This is a genomic window from Pantoea sp. XY16 (assembly GCF_025153065.1).
Taxonomy (GTDB): Bacteria; Pseudomonadota; Gammaproteobacteria; order Enterobacterales; family Enterobacteriaceae; genus Pantoea; species Pantoea alfalfae.
Map to the genome: position 1 here is coordinate 171,082 of NZ_JANZNP010000001.1, position 16,665 is coordinate 187,746.

A 16,665-nucleotide genomic window follows, 5' to 3' on the forward strand; every position below is an offset into this window, starting at 1 on the left:
CTTTATTCGCCGTCTTCACTGCCGCGCAATGACGAGGCCCACTCAACCGAGCGAATCGCCTGTCGACAGCGTGCCAGTCGTCCCTCTAACGTTTCCAGATCCTGCTTAAGCTGATGCTGTACCGCCAGGGTTTCAGCGAGTGCCAGCCGCTGCTCACGCTGATCGATCATCGCCAGTAAACGCCGTTCAAATTCACGGTACTCCTGATATCTGGTCGCGCGTGGGTTCTTTATTGGCTGTTCGCGTCGGGTACGCAGCTGTTGGGTACTCGCCTCGCGTTGCAGGGCGGCAATCTGATCGACCAGGCGTTCAGCCAGCCAGGCACTGCGGGCCAGGTCATGGCTGACATCGCATAATCGGGCAAAGTTCTGTTCCACCTCCTGCAGATAATCCGCCAGTCGCGTGCCTTTGGTCTGGAATAGCTGCGTATCAAAACGTGGCAGACGGCAAACGCCATCGGGATGGCGGGCTATCTCCTGACGCAGGGCGATAAGGAGCTGGTGCAGGCGCTGTTGTACAGCGATCGCACTCATCGTGTGGCCCTGAGTTGTGCTAACTTACGCTGATGAGGAAAGAGCTGGGCGAGATTCATGCAACGCATTCTGTTATTAACCCTCGGCTGGCTGGCGATTGTGCTGGGGACGCTGGGCATTGTATTACCATTATTACCCACCACGCCATTCATGCTGCTGGCGGCCTGGTGTTTTGCCCGTTCATCGCCGCGTTTCCATCACTGGCTGCTGTGGACATCGCCTTTTGGCCGCTATCTGCGTCACTGGCAACAGCATCGCGCCATGCCACCGGGTGCCAAAGTGCGCGCGATCTTCCTGATAGTCGCGACCTTTAGTCTCTCACTTTTTCTGGTGCATCAGCTCTGGGTTCGCATCATGCTCCTGATCATGCTGGCGGCGCTGCTGCTGTTTATGTGGCGTATTCCGGTGGTGGCAGAAACAGCGGACGCACCGCCGCCGCCGCGATAAAGTTGCATTTAGCCGGTCATTTGCTTAGATTTGGGCGTCTTCGTGCGTGGCTTCCCTTTGTGAATTGACTTCCGCTGAGCCTTTTATCAGGTATTAGCGCTTTTGAAGCTGCGCGAAACAGAATTTTTTACCAGGCGTATCATTATGACCGACACTGCGCAGCAGCTTGAATTCATTAAAAACAGCATTAAAAGTATCCCCGATTATCCTAAGCCAGGCATCCTGTTCCGCGATGTCACCAGCCTGCTGGAAGATCCGAAAGCCTATGCTGCGTCGATTGCGCTGCTGGTTGAGCGTTACCGTAATAAAGGCATCACCAAAGTGGTAGGCACGGAAGCGCGCGGTTTTCTGTTTGGTGCACCCGTGGCATTAGGTCTGGGTGTCGGTTTTGTTCCGGTTCGTAAACCTGGCAAACTGCCGCGTGAGGTTTACAGCGAATCCTATGAGCTGGAATACGGCACCGATAAGCTGGAATTGCACAAAGATGCCATCCAGCCAGGCGATCTGGTGCTGGTGGTTGACGATCTGCTGGCGACCGGCGGGACTATTGAAGCGACGGTTAAACTGATTCGCCGTGCTGGCGGTGAAGTGAAAGACGCAGCCTTCATTATTAACCTGTTCGATCTGACTGGTGAATCGCGTCTCAATGCCCTGGGCGTTGAAAGCTATAGCCTGGTCAAATTCCCCGGCCACTAAGCCACGCTTTTGGCCTCGCCACCCGGCGAGGCCGTCACGCCTCCGGCGTCAAGATAACGAGTGCCAGCCAAAAGCGTAGCTGATAGACTACTGCAATCTTATACAGGGGTTGCAGAGCGTCTGCGCTCATCTTTCCATCCAACTTCGTCGAATCCACATGAGCTATCAGGTACTTGCGCGAAAATGGCGTCCCCAGGCTTTTGCTGATGTTGTCGGTCAGGAACATGTTCTGACGGCGCTGGCGAATGGATTGTCTCTGGGACGCATCCATCATGCTTATCTCTTCTCCGGCACCCGCGGCGTAGGGAAAACCACTATTGCGCGTCTGCTGGCCAAAGGCCTTAACTGCGAAACCGGTATCACCGCCACGCCCTGTGGTCAGTGCGATAATTGCCGTGAAATCGAGCAGGGCCGCTTTGTCGATCTGATTGAGATTGACGCCGCATCACGCACCAAAGTTGAAGACACCCGCGATCTGCTCGACAACGTGCAGTACGCGCCGGCGCGTGGCCGTTTCAAAGTCTATCTGATCGATGAAGTGCACATGCTGTCGCGTCACAGCTTTAATGCGCTGTTAAAGACGCTGGAAGAGCCACCTTCACACGTTAAATTTCTGCTGGCGACCACCGATCCGCAGAAACTGCCGGTGACCATTCTCTCGCGCTGCCTGCAGTTCCACCTCAAAGCGCTGGATGTTGATCAAATCCGTCAGCAGCTTGAGCATGTGCTGAAGCAGGAACAGATTGAGAGCGAAACCCGGGCACTGCAGCTGCTGGCGCGCGCCGCCGATGGCAGTATGCGCGATGCGCTGAGCCTCACCGACCAGGCGATTGCCATGGGGCAGGGCGCGGTGACCAGCAGCACGGTCAGCATTATGCTCGGCACGCTGGATGATGAACAGCCGCTGGGGCTGCTTGAAGCGCTGGTTGACGGTAACGGTCAGCAGGTAATGAACCTGCTGAGCCAGGCTGCGTCACGCGGGGTGGAGTGGGAGGCGCTGCTGGTAGAGATGCTGCGCCTGCTGCACCAGATTGCGATGGTGCAACTACTGCCGGCCTCGCTTAATGACGACGACGAAAGCAATGCGATCCGGCTGCGTGAACTGGCCCGCGTCGTACCACCCGCCGATTTGCAGCTCTATTATCAGACACTGCTGATGGGCCGCAAGGATCTGCCGATTGCACCCGATCGCCGCATGGGCGTTGAGATGACGCTGCTGCGCGCCCTGGCGTTTCATCCTAAAGCGGCGGTGGCAGAACCCATTGCGCGTCCCGTGTTAACGGAACAGATGGCATCTGTTGCTCCTGCGCCGACGTCACCGACACCATCCGGTCCTTCGCCTGTAGCACGACACACGACAGCACAGCCAGCCACACCGTCACCTGCCCAGACAAGGTCGCCCGTAGCTCAGCAGCCGATGCCTGCGTCGCAACAGCACGTTGCCGCTCAGCCACAGATGGCCGCGCCCGATCCGGCTCTGCAGCCTGCGCCGCCACCGGATGCGGCACCTGACACTGCACTCTCCAGCTCCACCAGCCAGCTCCTGCAGGCGCGCACGCAGTTGCTGCGTCAGGGAGCGAACAAGCCAAAAAAGAGTGAGCCGGCGGCGCCAGGTGCGCGGCCGGCCAACTCCGCGCTGGAGCGGCTGGCCTCGGTCACCGAGCGCAGTCAGCAGCGTATCCGCGATCGTGAGCCTGCCGTCCCGGTAAAAGAGGAAGCATACCGCTGGAAAGCGGTTAATCAGCCGGTTGAAGTAGCGGAGCCGGTGGCGACGCCTAAGGCCTTGCGTTCCGCGCTGGAGCATGAGAAAACCCCTGAGCTGGCGGCGCGTCTGGCGGAAGAAGCCCAGCAGCGCGATTCCTGGGCCGCAGAGATTGCAACCCTGCCGTTGCCGAAGCTGGTGCAGCAGCTGGCATTAAATGCCTGGAAAGAGACAACCGAAAATGGCGTCTGCCTGCACCTGCGCAGCAGCCAGCGTCACCTTAATTCACCGTCGGCGCAGCAGGTCTTAAGCGATGCGCTTAGCCAGAGTGCAGGGCAGAAAGTTGAACTCTCTGTCGTTGAAGACGATAATTCATCGGTGTTGACGCCACTGGAGTGGCGTCAGGCCATTTACGAAGAGAAACTGGCGCAGGCGCGTCAGTCGATCACCTGTGATACCCACATCCAGACGCTGCAACGATTTTTTGATGCCGATCTGGATGAGGAGAGTATCCGACCTGTTTAGACACGCTGCTGCTATCGTAACGATAGCGTTGTAGCCTTAGCTGAGAGAGAAAACTATGTTTGGTGGTAAAGGCGGATTGGGCAACCTGATGAAACAGGCCCAGCAGATGCAGGACAAAATGGCCAAGGTTCAGGAAGAGATCGCCGCGATTGAAGTGACCGGTGAATCGGGTGCTGGCCTGGTAAAAGTCACCATTAACGGCGCGCACAACTGCCGTCGCGTGGAAGTCGATCCCAGCCTGCTGGAAGATGACAAAGATATGCTGGAAGATTTGATTGCCGCCGCGTTCAACGATGCGGCACGTCGCATTGATGAAACCCAGAAAGAGAAGATGGCGTCTGTTTCCTCAGGCATGCAGCTGCCACCAGGCTTTAAGATGCCGTTCTGATGCAAACCAGTCCACTGCTTGAATCATTGATGGAGTCGCTACGCTGTCTGCCTGGCGTTGGGCCGAAGTCGGCACAGCGCATGGCTTTTCAGCTGCTGCAGCGCGATCGCAGCGGTGGCATGCGGCTGGCGCAGGCGCTGACCCGCGCGATGTCGGAGATCGGACACTGTGCCGACTGCCGGACATTTACCGAGCAGGAAATTTGCACCATCTGCGCCAATCCACGGCGTCAGCAGAATGGTCAAATCTGCGTGGTGGAAAGCCCGGCAGATATCCACGCCATTGAGCAAACCGGCCAGTTTGGCGGTCGCTATTTTGTGCTGATGGGGCATCTCTCGCCGCTCGACGGCATCGGTCCGGCGGATATCGGCCTGGACCGTCTGGAGCAGCGGCTGGAGAATGAAACGCTGCAGGAAGTAATTCTCGCCACCAACCCGACGGTAGAAGGCGAGGCAACCGCAAACTACATCGCGGAGCTCTGTGGTCAGTATGGCGTTGACGCCAGCCGTATCGCGCACGGTGTGCCGGTAGGCGGAGAGCTGGAGATGGTGGATGGCACCACGCTGTCCCACTCGCTGGCAGGCCGCCAGAAGTTTAAATTTTAATCACTTGCCGGTGTTGTGACAGACACCGGCTTGAAATTCCTTCTGTCATCCCCACATCAACCTCAACGTTTGTTCAACCTGTTTTGTTGAGGTAGCAATGACCATGAAAGGACAAGAGACCCGTGGCTTTCAGTCGGAAGTAAAACAACTTCTGCACCTGATGATCCATTCTCTCTATTCAAACAAAGAGATTTTCCTGCGTGAGCTGATCTCCAACGCCTCGGATGCGGCAGACAAACTGCGCTTCCGCGCCCTGTCAGATTCCAGTTTCTATGAAGGTGATGGCGAGCTGCGTGTCCGTCTCTCTGTTGATAAGGACAACCGTACCCTCACGCTCAGTGATAACGGCATCGGTATGCGTCGCGATGAGGTCATTGAGAACCTCGGGACTATTGCCAAATCAGGCACCAAATCTTTCCTGGAATCCCTGGGCTCCGATCAGGCGAAAGACAGCCAGCTGATCGGTCAGTTCGGTGTCGGTTTCTACTCTGCCTTTATCGTGGCGGATAAAGTCACGGTGCGTACCCGTGCCGCGGGCGCATCAGCCGATGAAGGCGTGTTCTGGGAATCCGCGGGCGAGGGCGAATATACCCTGGCTGAGATCGAGAAAGCCGATCGCGGTACTGAGATCACCCTGCATCTGCGCGAAGGCGAGGATGAGTTCCTGGACGCATGGCGCGTGCGCAGCATCATCAGCAAATATTCCGATCACATCGCGCTGCCGGTTGAGATTGAGAGCAAAGACGAAGAGGGCGAAGGAACGCACTGGGAGAAGATCAACAAAGCCCAGGCGCTGTGGACCCGCAACAAGTCTGAGATCAGCGACGACGAGTACAACGAGTTCTACAAGCATATCGCCCATGACTATAGCGACCCTGTCGCCTGGAGCCACAATCGGGTGGAAGGTAAGCAGGAATATACCAGCCTGCTCTACATCCCGGCGCGTGCGCCATTCGATATGTGGAACCGCGATCAGAAACATGGCCTGAAACTCTACGTGCAGCGCGTCTTTATCATGGATGACGCTGAGCAGTTTATGCCGAACTATCTGCGCTTTGTGCGTGGTCTGATTGACTCCAACGATCTGCCGCTGAACGTCTCCCGTGAGATCCTGCAGGACAGCCGCGTGACCCAGAGCCTGCGCGCTGCGCTGACGAAGCGGACCCTGCAGATGCTGGAAAAACTGGCGAAAGAGGACAACGAGAAATATCAGACCTTCTGGAATGAGTTCGGTCTGGTGCTGAAAGAAGGTCCGGCAGAAGATCACGCCAACCAGGAAACGATCGCTAAGCTGCTGCGCTTCGCCACCACCCAGAGCGAAGGTTCAGCACAGACCATTTCGCTGGAAGACTACGTCAGCCGCATGGTGGAAGGTCAGGAGAAGATATATTACATCACTGCTGACAGCTATGCCGCTGCGAAGAGCAGCCCGCATCTGGAGCTGTTCCGCAAGAAAGGCATTGAGGTGCTGCTGCTCTCCGATCGCATCGACGAATGGATGATGAGCTACCTCACTGAGTTCGACGGTAAAACCTTCCAGTCGGTCAGCAAAGCGGATGAGTCGCTGAGCAAGCTGGCTGATGAAGAGACCGAAGAGCAGAAAGAGGCGGAAAAAGCGCTGGAGCCGTTTGTTGAGCGTGTGAAAAATCTGCTGGGCGAACGCGTGAAAGAGGTGCGTCTGACGCATCGTCTGACTGACACGCCAGCGATTGTGACTACCGATGCCAATGAGATGACCACGCAGATGGCGAAGCTGTTTGCGGCGGCCGGGCAGGACGTGCCGGAAGTGAAGTACCTGTTTGAAATCAACCCGGATCATCCGCTGGTGAAACGTGTTGCCGATACGCAGGATGAAGCACGCTTCGGTGAGTGGATTGAGCTGCTGCTGGATCAGGCGTTGCTGGCCGAGCGCGGCACGCTGGACGATCCTAACCAGTTTATCCGTCGCATGAACCAGTTGCTGACGGCATAACGCTTACAGGCCGGTGGTTTTCACCGGCCTCAGACGGCTGATAAAGTCAAAGCAGGGGCTGGACTGCTGTCAGATCGAGCCAGCGCAGAAAACACGGTCAGATCGAAAAGACGCAAAAGCCGTCATCCATGACCCGCTCGGCCCGCTCGATTACGCACCTCATCCCGGAGGTGCGCCCGTTACCGGGCCAACGCTCTGCGTTGTTCAAAAACGCCTGGCGTTTTTGTCCATGGCGCGGGACGCTTTTCTCTTCTGACCGTGTTCCCTGCGAACCGGATTCATTCGATGCGGCCAGAGGCCAGGCGCACTCATAAAAATTAAGCCGGTGATCATCACCGGCTTTTTTTAGGGTTGTGCGGCATCCCGCAGCCAGTCACGAAACAGACTAATCTCCGTATCATGACGCCGGCTCTGCTTCGTCATCATCCAGGTTGCCCGCTCGACGGGGACAAAGCCAAGCGGCGCAAGCAACGTACCATCCTCCAGCTCTTTGCGTACCAGCAGATGCGGTGCCATCAACACGCCAAGGCCGCTTCGTGCAGCCTGAATAGCCAGCGTCAGCGACTCAAAATGCTTACCGCGATTAAAATGGCCACTGTACCCCGTTTTTGCCGCCCACTCTGACCATGCGTGTAGTCGGGTATCCGCGTGCAGCAAGGGCAGGGTAGCCAGATCCTCGCCGACCCGCAGCTGAGAAGCAAAATGCGGTGCGCAGAGCGGTCCGGTCTCATCTTCGCTGACCAGCGTTGCGTCTAAATCAGCTTCAGGTGGCTCACCATGACTGAGGATCAGCACATCCACATGTTCACTGCGCAGTTCCGAAACCTGCGTCAGCGGCTGGAAGTGAACCTCAATCTCCGGATAGCGTTGATAAAAGCTGGCGATACGGGGGATCAGCCATTGTGACAAAAAGCTGGGCGCACAGGAGATCCGAATCTGCTGAAGCAGACCGGTACGAATGTTCTCACAGCTGCTGCGTAACTCACTAAATGCCTGCTGACAGCTCAGCAACAGGCGGTCGCCATGTGAGGTCAGTTTCACCCGGCCATTACTGCGGACAAAAAGTGGTTTGCCCATCCAGCTCTCCAGCTGACGAATCTGGTGGCTAATGGCGCTGTGCGTAACATGCAGATGGTCGGCCGCCACACTAAAGCTGCTGTGTAAGGCTGCCTGGTGAAAATAGTGCAGCGCTCTTAGTGGCGGCAGTCCGTTCATCCTCATCTCCTGTGCAAAAAACTAACAGAGATTGTCAATTTATATCATTTTAAAGTCCAGACGCATTGACCTACTCTGAATGGCAAATTCTGGCGGGTTGACTCAGCCTGATATCTGTGGTTTTTCACCGATATTCCGCCTCGCTTCTCCTGCGCTTACGCCGCATCATCACTAAAGCGAGACACACATGGCACACAGCCTTTTATCCTCTGAAACGTCAGCAGAGGCGCGCCATCGGTTACGCCTGGCGCTCTCCCGTTTTTACAGGCTGGAGCAGTTCGATCTCTTCTTTGCGCCTTCACTGCATCTGACGCAGGTGCTGCTTTCTCAGCTGTTTCTGCGGCAGGAGCAGGCACGCAATCAGAGCCGTTATGCGTCTCACTTTCCGGTCACCGAACTCAACATGCTGCCCGCGGTGCCGCTGATAGCGGGCAGCATTATGCTGGTGCCGCATGTCGAAGTGCCCAATGGCCGCGTCCGTTCATTGCGGGAATGCCAGAATCAGGGCGTGACAGAGGCGAGCGAGAGTTTCGCCAGCGTGCTGCATCAGAAGCTGATCGATGAAGCCAATCTGTTTGTTACCCGGCTGGATCGCCATGCCGGGATCTGCAGCGATCTGGTGCTGGTAGCATTGCGGACCCACGACTTCAGTACGCTGGTGCGCAGCGAACTGCGGCTGTTTGAACAGGGGCTGAGCCTGAACGGCACGCACGAGGCACTACGCTGCTTCGCCGATCCCGAGTGGCGACCCTACAACGCCGCCACCGTTGATGCGCTTTCCCTGTCAGCACCACTGCCGCTGAGTTCCTGCCATCAGCCCGGTTTGCCGTTTGCCAGTTTTAATGTTCCGGCCTCGCTGATCGCTGCGCTGTCAGATGCGGAAGATGTGGTGAAGTGGCCCCAGCAGGCACGGCTGCAGCTGAATGCTAACGTGCGCGGCAGTGGCAAAAAAAGCGTGAATATGACACATCATCTGAGCCGGCGACTGCAATTCCTGCTCAGCACAGGCGGTAAATCTGAAAAAGCGGCAGGCCAGCCAGCCGGGCCGGGTTCAGGGCCATAAAGAGAGTAAAGTCATCCTGAGCGATCCTCGCCCTTCCTTGTGATGAGCGGGTCATAATGGTATGTTCTTCCGCTTCTAAGATAGATCAATGCGATTCGCAAGGGGATTTACGCAATGCGTATTATTCTGCTCGGAGCTCCGGGCGCAGGTAAGGGGACTCAGGCCCAATTCATCATGGAGAAGTACGGCATTCCGCAAATCTCCACTGGCGACATGTTGCGTGCAGCAGTAAAAGCAGGCAGCGAGCTGGGTAACCAGGCGAAAGCCATCATGGATGCTGGCAAACTGGTAACCGATGAGCTGGTGATTGCGCTGGTTAAAGAGCGTATCACGCAGGAAGACTGCAAAAACGGTTTCCTGCTGGACGGTTTCCCGCGCACCATCCCTCAGGCAGATGCAATGAAAGAAGCCGGGATCACTGTTGATCACGTGCTGGAGTTCGCCGTACCGGACGAGCTGATTGTTGAACGTATCGTGGGCCGTCGCGTTCACGCGCCATCTGGCCGTGTTTATCACGTCACCTTTAATCCACCGAAAGTGGAAGGTAAAGATGATGTGACAGGCGAGGAGCTGACCACGCGTAAAGACGATCAGGAAGAGACCGTGCGTAAGCGCCTGGTGGAATACCATCAGATGACCGCCCCGCTGATTGCTTACTACAGCAAAGAAGCGGAAGCGGGCAACACCGCCTATCACAAAATCGACGGCACCCGTAAAGTGACCGAAGTGAGTGCCGAGCTGGCTAAGATCCTCGGCTAAGCTCAATGGGGCCGGTATCACTGGCCCCTTTTGCAGTAATTGCTTTTACCTCCCACTAATTCCGCTACAATTTCCCTGTTTTCACGCATCCCCGTTGTCATCAAGGAACTCAAATGAGGCAAGATAAGCCCGGCGTGTTATTGGTTAATTTAGGTACGCCAGATGCTCCAACCACACCTGCAGTTAAACGCTATCTGAAGCAGTTTTTAAGCGATCCGCGCGTGGTCGATGCACCGCGCTGGCTCTGGTGGCCGATTCTCAATGCTGTCATTCTGCCGTTTCGCTCACCGCGCGTGTCGAAGCTCTACGCATCGGTCTGGATGGAAGGCGGTTCTCCGTTGCTGGTCTACAGCATGCGTCAGCGCGATGCCCTGGCGGCACGGGTTGATATGCCCGTCGAACTGGGTATGAGCTATGGCAATCCGAGCCTGAAAAGCGCAGTCGATAAGCTGATGGCGCAGGGCGTCACCCGCCTGATTGTGCTGCCACTCTATCCGCAATTCTCCTGCTCCACCGTAGCCGCGGTATGGGATGGCCTGACCGCCGTCTTCAAAGGGTATCGTTCGCTGCCCGATGTGCAGTTTATCCGTGACTACGCCGAACATCCGGCCTATATCGCCGCGCTGAAAGCGACGGTAGAGCGCTCGTTTGAGCGGCACGGTCAGCCCGAACTGCTGGTGTTGTCGTTCCACGGCATTCCGCAACGTTTTGCTAACGAAGGCGATGACTATCCGCAGCGCTGTGCGGATACCACCGCCGCACTGGTCAAAGCGCTGGGTCTGCGTGAGGATCAGTACATGATGACCTTCCAGTCGCGTTTTGGTCGTGAGCCCTGGCTGATGCCCTACACCGACAAAACCATGGAAGGCCTGCCTGCCAAAGGGATCAAACATGTTCAGGTCATGAGTCCGGGCTTCTCGTCTGACTGCCTGGAAACGCTGGAGGAGATCAGTGGTGAAAACTGCGAAATCTTTATGCATGCCGGCGGTGAAAAGTTTGAGTATATCCCTGCGCTGAACGCCGATGAGGCGCATATCGACATGATGGTGCAACTGGTCGACGCACGCCGTTAAAGCGAAGGCGGAGAGTGTGATATCATTCTCCGCCTGTTTTTCCAGACGGCATTCCCGATGAAATTTCCCGGCAAACGTAAATCCAAACACTACTTTCCCGTCAGCGCACGCGATCCCCTGTTACAGCCCGCTCAACACGATGTTGATGCAGGCAGCTGGGTAGTGGGTATCGACCAGACGCTGGTGGATATCGAAGCCAAAGTCGATGACGACTTTCTCGCCCGTTACGGTCTGAGTGCCGGGCACTCGCTGGTAATCGATAATGCTGTCGCGGAAGCGTTGTACAACGAGCTGATGCGCGATGCGCTAATCACTCATCAGTTTGCCGGAGGCACCATCGGTAACACGCTGCACAACTTCTCGGTGCTGGCCGATGACCGCTCCGTGCTGCTCGGCGTGATGTGCAACAATATCCAGATTGGCGGCTACGCCTACCGCTATCTCTGTAACACCTCAAGCCGGGTCGATCTTAACTATCTGCAGGGTGTTGATGGCGCTATTGGCCGCTGCTTTACGCTGATTGGCGAACATGGCGAGCGAACCTTCGCGATCAGCCCCGGCCAGATGAACCAGCTGCATCCGGAGAAGGTGCCAGAAGAGGTGATCGCCGGAGCTTCTGCGCTGGTGCTGACCTCCTATCTGGTGCGCTGTGCCGAAGGTGAACCGATGCCGCAGGCAACGTTACAGGCGATTGAATATGCCAAACGCCACAATGTGCCGGTGGTGCTGACGCTGGGTACCAAACATGTGATTGGCGATAATCCTCAGTTCTGGCGGGACTTCCTGCGCGAGCACGTCAGCATCGTGGCGATGAACGAGGAGGAAGCGCTGGCGCTGACCGGCGAAGCCGATCCGCTGCTTGCTTCCAATATGGCGCTGGACTGGGTGGATCTGGTGCTCTGCACCGCTGGCCCGATTGGGCTCTATATGGCGGGCTACACCGAAGACGAGTTCAAACGCAAAACCAACCATCCGCTGCTGCCTGGCGCGATTGCAGAATTCAACCAGTATGAGTTCAGCCGCGTGATGCGCCAGCAGGATTGCCAGCAGCCGCTGCGTATCTTCTCGCACATCGCGCCTTATATGGGCGGACCTGAAAAGATCATGAACACCAACGGCGCCGGAGATGGTGCGCTGGCGGCGTTGCTGCATGACATCACCGCCAACAACTATCACAGCCTGAATGTGCCGAACTCCAGTAAACATGCGCGTCCGTATCTGACCTATTCGTCACTGGCGCAGGTGTGTAAGTATGCCAATCGCGTCAGCTATCAGGTGCTGAATCAGCATTCGCCGCGTTTAACCCGCGGCCTGCCGGAGCGTGAAGACAGTCTGGAAGAGTCTTACTGGGATCGGTAAAGCGGGTTGCCACAGGACGGCAGACAGTTTGCAAACTTAAATGAGGGTGAATCTGGCAGCAATGGATTAACTCAACGCGCAGGGAACAGGGTCAGAAGAGGAGAGCGTCCCGCGCCATGGACAAAAACGCCAGGCGTTTTTGAACAACGCAGAGCGCTGGCCCGGTAACGGGCGCACCTCAGGGATGAGGTGCGTAATCGCGCGGGCCAGGCGTGTCATGGATGTCGGCTTTTGCGTCTTTCCGATCTGACCCTGTTCCCTGTGCCGTTTCGATATCACAGCTATACGGGCCAGACTGAATCAGCGCACGACATCGCAGGGCTTTAAATCTTCGCCCTGCTTCATCTCATCCTGCAGGATTTGCAGCATACTGCTGGCAATCTCACGCTCACCCATCACGACGCGGGTGGCACCACGCTCCATGATGTACTCCACCTCGTCGTCATAGTGGGCACGGGCGATAATCTCGATATTCTGATGCTTTTCACGCGCCGCCGTCACCACTTCACCCGCTTCATAGCCATTCGGGATGGTCAGTAACAGCCAGCGGGCGCAGTCGAGTCGTGCCAGTTCCATGGTATCCGCGCGGGCAGCATTACCGAGCACCGCCTTGATGCCCTGTTCGCGCAGCGCTTCGACCCGGGTACGGGAGTTTTCAACCACCACCAGCGGAACATTAGCCTCAAGAAGCTTCTGACCAATCAGGCTGCCAACCCGGCCATAGCCCACAATCACGGCGTGATTACAGAAATCCACCGGGATCTGCTTCTCTTCTTCAATGGCTTCTTCCAGCGTCTGCTCTTCCATCGTCTCTGTTTTTGCCAGAAAACGCTCCAGCAGGGTAAACAGAATCGGGTTAAGCATAATCGACAGGATGGCGGCGGCCAGCACCAGGTTGCGGCCCTCATCACTCAGCAGGCCCAGCGAGATACCCAGACCGGCCAGAATAAAGGCGAACTCACCAATCTGTGCCAGGCTGACCGAAATGGTCAGTGCCGTACGACGCGAATGGCCGAGCAGCGTTACCAGCAGCCACGCGGCGACCGACTTACCCACCACGATAATCACCAGCGCGCCCAGCACTGCCAGCGGCTGCGTCACCAGAATCGACGGGTCGAACAGCATGCCGACCGAAACAAAGAACAGCACGGCAAACGCATCACGCAACGGCAGAGTATCCCGTGCGGCACGATGGCTCAGTTCCGACTCATTCAGCACCATACCGGCGAAGAAAGCACCTAATGCAAACGAAACATCAAAGAATTCAACGGCCCCAAAAGCGATGCCCAATGCCAGCGCTAACACCGCCAGCGTAAACAATTCGCGTGAGCCGGTGGCGGCGCTGCGGGCGAGGATCCAGGGCACGGCACGGCGTCCCACCACCATCATCAGCACCATAAAGGCAGCCACCTTACCGATGGTCCACAGCAGATCCCAGGCCAGCAGTCCGGCGCTGGCGTTGCCCTGTTCCATCATGCCCGCAATGGCGGGCAGCAGTACCAGCGTCAGCACCATCACCAGATCTTCAACAATCAGCCAGCCAATGGCTATCTGTCCGCGCTGGCTATCAATCAGCTGTCGTTCCTCTAACGCACGCAGTAACACCACGGTACTGGCGGTAGAGAGGCAGAGACCAAACACCAGGCCGGTCAACCACGACCATCCCAGCGTCCATGACAATCCCATTCCCAGTAACGTCGCGACTGCGATTTGCGCGATGGCACCGGGAATGGCGATCGACTTTACCGACATGAGATCTTTCATTGAGAAGTGGAGGCCGACACCAAACATCAGCAGGATAACGCCGAGTTCTGCCAGTTCAGGGGCCAGATTGGTATCTGCGACAAAGCCGGGCGTAAAAGGACCCGCCAGCACGCCTGCCATCAGGTAACCGACGAGGGGCGAAATACGCAGGCGGTTTGCCAGCATCCCAAGGAGAAATGCCAGAACCAGTGCTCCGACAATGGTAGTGATCAACGGTGTGGTGTGATGCATGCCTGTCTCCTTGTATACAAATGTATCCGCTTGTAACAAATGAGTTTAAAACAAAATCACTTCTTTCGCTGAGCAATTTGCGGGAATACCTTAAAAAACCATGAAAAAAAGTCAAAACCACAATCGAAAGGGTGTTTTTGTCCATTATCCATAATATTGGCTGATTTGACGCTTTAAACAGGGCCGGATAAATAAAAATTCGCATCAGTAAATAACGTCGGTCTGGCACGAATAAGGGAGAAATGTGCATGCAGAGGGGGTAAAGCCTGCCAGCGGCACTTTTGCAGCAGTAAACAATCGGTTAACAACACGCTTTATGGCCTCTTTCTGCTCAGTCGGGAGAAACCGGACCCGGGCTGGAACGAGAGCCCGCTGTTGTATAGGTGTCACTCCGGAGCCACTTTCTTACTCTGCAAACACGGAGCAGAAATAAAAAGCGTAAGCTCATGCATGCACGCAGATGTGCATTGGCCTTGAGTTCGCCGGGGGAATATGCGACACAGTGGGGCAAAGCGGCAGATAATCGGGCCAGAAAGTAAATTAAGGAGAATCACCGTGTTGTTATCAAAATGGACAGGAGCAGGTGTGGCGCTACTGGTGGCCCTGATGCCGCTGTTTTCACAGGCCGCTGAGGCCGATCACACCTATCGTTTCAGCCTGCTGCACACCAACGATGAGCATGGCCACTTCTGGTTTAATGCGCAGGGCGAATATGGTCTGGCGGCGCAGAAAACGTTGATGGATACCCTGCGCTACGATGTCCAGGCCAGAGGCGGCGGCGCACTGATTCTCTCTGCCGGTGATATCAATACCGGCGTGCCGGAGTCCGACGAGCTGGATGCTGAACCCGATTTTCGTGCGATGAACCTGATTGGCTATGACGCGATGGCGCTGGGCAATCATGAGTTCGACAAGCCGATTGCGGTTCTGCGCAAGCAGGAGAAGTGGGCGCGATTCCCGCTGCTGGCCGCCAACGTTTATCAGAAAGGCACCGATCAGCGCCTGTTTAAACCCTGGGCGGTATTTAACCGTCTCGGGCTGAAAATCGCAGTCGTCGGGTTAATTACCCCGGATACCGCAAAACTGGCCAATCCGGCTGGGCTGACAGATACCGAGTTCCGCGATCCTATTGCAGAAACGGTGAAGGCGGTTGCTGAACTGCGTGCCGCGGAGAAGCCGGACGTGATTGTTGCGCTGACCCACCTTGGCCACTATGACGACGGTAAGCACGGCAGCAACGGCATCGATGACGTCACTCTGGCCCGCAGCCTGCCTGCCGGCACAATCGATCTGATCGTGGGTGGGCATTCCCATGATGCGGTCTGCATGGAAAAAGAGAACGTCAGCGTCAAAAATTATCAGCCCGGCCAGCCCTGCAAACCCGATCAGCAGAACGGCATCTGGATTATGCAGGCCGATAAGTGGGGCAAATATGTCGGACGTGGCGACTTCACCTTCCGTAATGGAGAAGTGTCGCTGGAGGCTTATCAGCTGGTGCCGGTCAACCTCAAACATCAGGTGAAGAATGCCGATGGCAGTGAAACCTGGCTCACCTGGCAGGAAGAGATCCCGAAAAATACCGCAATGATGAAGCTGCTGATGCCGTTTCAGAAGCGGGCAGAGGCGAAGCTGACCCTGAATGTCGGCAGCGTTGACGGCGACTTCAGCGGTGAAAAAGAGCAGGTTCGGTTTGAGCAGACAAATCTCGGCCAGCTGATTCTGCGCGCTCAGATGGCGCATACTAAAGCCGATTTTGCGGTGATGAGCGGCGGCGGTATTCGCACCTCGCTGAAATCGGGCAAGCTGAGCTGGCGTGACCTGCTACAGGTCCAGCCGTTCAGCAACCAGGTGGTCTCGGTCAGCCTGACTGGCGCAGAGGTCAAAAAATATCTGGATGTGGTCGCCAATATTCAGCCTGACTCAGGTGGCTATGCCCAGTTTGCCGGTATCAGCCTGACCGCCGATGGTAAGCATGTCAGTAACGTCCGTATTAACGGCAAACCGATTGAAGATACGCAGCATTATCGCATGGCGACAAACAGCTTTAATGCGGCGGGCGGCGACGGCTATCCGCGTCTGGATAATCATGCCGGGTACGTCAACAGCGGAGCAGTGGATGCGCAGGTGCTGCGCGACTTCATCAAGGCGCATTCACCGGTTAAAGCCAGTGACTATGAGCCGAAAGGGCAGATCGTGCATCTTACCGATGAGCAGATTCGGGCGCGCGATGAGGCAGCAGAGAAAGCGCGGAAGCGTAACTATCCCAAAATGATTCTGGCGTGGATCTGGCCGTGGGGGAACGAAACAGCCGCCACGCATTGAACTGACCGGGA

Annotated in this window: 14 protein-coding genes and 1 other annotated feature; of the genes, 11 read left to right on the forward strand and 3 right to left on the reverse strand. The window is 56.4% G+C overall.

Annotated elements, in window-relative coordinates; translation table 11 throughout:
* Positions 1-2 precede the first annotated feature (2 nt).
* Entirely contained in the window at positions 3-533 is a 531-nt protein-coding gene (gene priC / locus N1689_RS00865) for a primosomal replication protein PriC (protein WP_161731961.1), read from the reverse strand.
* 57 nt (positions 534-590) lie between these two features.
* On the opposite strand from priC, the gene N1689_RS00870 reads away from it, so the two are divergent.
* From N1689_RS00870 to htpG, 6 genes are all read left to right on the forward strand, one after another.
* The gene (locus N1689_RS00870; protein ID WP_222924415.1) at positions 591-980 is read left to right on the forward strand and encodes a DUF454 family protein; all 390 of its coding nucleotides are present in this window, start codon (positions 591-593) and stop codon (positions 978-980) included.
* Positions 981-1,124: 144 nt separating this feature from the next.
* The gene (gene apt / locus N1689_RS00875; protein WP_013357022.1) at positions 1,125-1,676 is read left to right on the forward strand and encodes an adenine phosphoribosyltransferase; all 552 of its coding nucleotides are present in this window, start codon (positions 1,125-1,127) and stop codon (positions 1,674-1,676) included.
* 157 nt (positions 1,677-1,833) lie between these two features.
* Positions 1,834-3,903: a DNA polymerase III subunit gamma/tau gene (gene dnaX / locus N1689_RS00880; protein WP_260057638.1), complete on the forward strand. Its 2,070-nt coding sequence runs from the start codon at positions 1,834-1,836 to the stop codon at positions 3,901-3,903.
* Positions 3,245-3,306, forward strand: a sequence feature (DnaX frameshifting element). It overlaps the preceding gene by 62 nt.
* Positions 3,904-3,958: 55 nt before the next feature.
* Positions 3,959-4,291, forward strand: a complete 333-nt coding sequence (locus tag N1689_RS00885) for a YbaB/EbfC family nucleoid-associated protein (RefSeq protein ID WP_003850423.1) — start codon at positions 3,959-3,961, stop codon at positions 4,289-4,291.
* Positions 4,291-4,896, forward strand: coding sequence for a recombination mediator RecR (gene recR / locus N1689_RS00890; RefSeq protein WP_222924412.1), 606 nt, complete (start codon positions 4,291-4,293; stop codon positions 4,894-4,896). Before N1689_RS00885 ends, recR begins: the two co-directional genes overlap by 1 nt.
* Before the next feature lie 97 nt (positions 4,897-4,993).
* Positions 4,994-6,868, forward strand: coding sequence for a molecular chaperone HtpG (gene htpG, locus N1689_RS00895; protein WP_260057639.1), 1,875 nt, complete (start codon positions 4,994-4,996; stop codon positions 6,866-6,868).
* Positions 6,869-7,213: 345 nt separating this feature from the next.
* Here htpG and N1689_RS00900 read toward each other — a convergent pair whose 3' ends face one another.
* Entirely contained in the window at positions 7,214-8,083 is an 870-nt protein-coding gene (locus N1689_RS00900; RefSeq protein ID WP_161731971.1) for a LysR substrate-binding domain-containing protein, read from the reverse strand.
* Positions 8,084-8,270: 187 nt separating this feature from the next.
* On the opposite strand from N1689_RS00900, the gene N1689_RS00905 reads away from it, so the two are divergent.
* The 4 genes from N1689_RS00905 (at position 8,271) to N1689_RS00920 (ending at position 12,337) form a co-directional block, all read left to right on the forward strand.
* Positions 8,271-9,146 carry a DUF6024 family protein gene (locus tag N1689_RS00905; RefSeq protein WP_222924410.1) on the forward strand — a complete coding sequence of 292 codons (876 nt, stop codon included), beginning with the start codon at positions 8,271-8,273 and terminating at the stop codon, positions 9,144-9,146.
* A gap of 114 nt (positions 9,147-9,260) precedes the next feature.
* Positions 9,261-9,905: an adenylate kinase gene (gene adk, locus N1689_RS00910; RefSeq protein ID WP_013357027.1), complete on the forward strand. Its 645-nt coding sequence runs from the start codon at positions 9,261-9,263 to the stop codon at positions 9,903-9,905.
* 113 nt (positions 9,906-10,018) lie between these two features.
* Positions 10,019-10,978: a ferrochelatase gene (gene hemH, locus N1689_RS00915; RefSeq protein ID WP_260057641.1), complete on the forward strand. Its 960-nt coding sequence runs from the start codon at positions 10,019-10,021 to the stop codon at positions 10,976-10,978.
* Between the two features lie 57 nt (positions 10,979-11,035).
* Positions 11,036-12,337, forward strand: coding sequence for an inosine/guanosine kinase (locus N1689_RS00920; protein ID WP_161731979.1), 1,302 nt, complete (start codon positions 11,036-11,038; stop codon positions 12,335-12,337).
* Between the two features lie 300 nt (positions 12,338-12,637).
* Here N1689_RS00920 and ybaL read toward each other — a convergent pair whose 3' ends face one another.
* Complete coding sequence (ybaL, locus tag N1689_RS00925) at positions 12,638-14,332, reverse strand: YbaL family putative K(+) efflux transporter (RefSeq protein WP_161731981.1); 1,695 nt, start codon at positions 14,330-14,332, stop codon at positions 12,638-12,640.
* 606 nt (positions 14,333-14,938) lie between these two features.
* Between ybaL and ushA the strand changes: the two genes are divergently transcribed.
* Positions 14,939-16,654 (forward strand): bifunctional UDP-sugar hydrolase/5'-nucleotidase UshA, encoded by a 1,716-nt coding sequence (gene ushA / locus N1689_RS00930; protein WP_222925494.1) that lies wholly within the window; start codon positions 14,939-14,941, stop codon positions 16,652-16,654.
* Positions 16,655-16,665: the final 11 nt, after the last annotated feature.

Bases quoted from the DNA above. Each gene is read 5' to 3' on its own strand.
- hemH (WP_260057641.1), top strand. From the start codon at position 10,019: ATGAGGCAAGATAAGCCCGGCGTGTTATTGGTTAATTTAGGTACGCCA.
- priC (WP_161731961.1), bottom strand. From the start codon at position 533: ATGAGTGCGATCGCTGTACAACAGCGCCTGCACCAGCTCCTTATCGCC.
- ushA (WP_222925494.1), top strand. From the start codon at position 14,939: ATGCCGCTGTTTTCACAGGCCGCTGAGGCCGATCACACCTATCGTTTC.
- adk (WP_013357027.1), top strand. From the start codon at position 9,261: ATGCGTATTATTCTGCTCGGAGCTCCGGGCGCAGGTAAGGGGACTCAG.
- ybaL (WP_161731981.1), bottom strand. From the start codon at position 14,332: ATGCATCACACCACACCGTTGATCACTACCATTGTCGGAGCACTGGTT.
- N1689_RS00870 (WP_222924415.1), top strand. From the start codon at position 591: ATGCAACGCATTCTGTTATTAACCCTCGGCTGGCTGGCGATTGTGCTG.
- dnaX (WP_260057638.1), top strand. From the start codon at position 1,834: ATGAGCTATCAGGTACTTGCGCGAAAATGGCGTCCCCAGGCTTTTGCT.
- recR (WP_222924412.1), top strand. From the start codon at position 4,291: ATGCAAACCAGTCCACTGCTTGAATCATTGATGGAGTCGCTACGCTGT.
- N1689_RS00885 (WP_003850423.1), top strand. From the start codon at position 3,959: ATGTTTGGTGGTAAAGGCGGATTGGGCAACCTGATGAAACAGGCCCAG.
- N1689_RS00905 (WP_222924410.1), top strand. From the start codon at position 8,271: ATGGCACACAGCCTTTTATCCTCTGAAACGTCAGCAGAGGCGCGCCAT.
- apt (WP_013357022.1), top strand. From the start codon at position 1,125: ATGACCGACACTGCGCAGCAGCTTGAATTCATTAAAAACAGCATTAAA.
- N1689_RS00920 (WP_161731979.1), top strand. From the start codon at position 11,036: ATGAAATTTCCCGGCAAACGTAAATCCAAACACTACTTTCCCGTCAGC.
- htpG (WP_260057639.1), top strand. From the start codon at position 4,994: ATGACCATGAAAGGACAAGAGACCCGTGGCTTTCAGTCGGAAGTAAAA.
- N1689_RS00900 (WP_161731971.1), bottom strand. From the start codon at position 8,083: ATGAACGGACTGCCGCCACTAAGAGCGCTGCACTATTTTCACCAGGCA.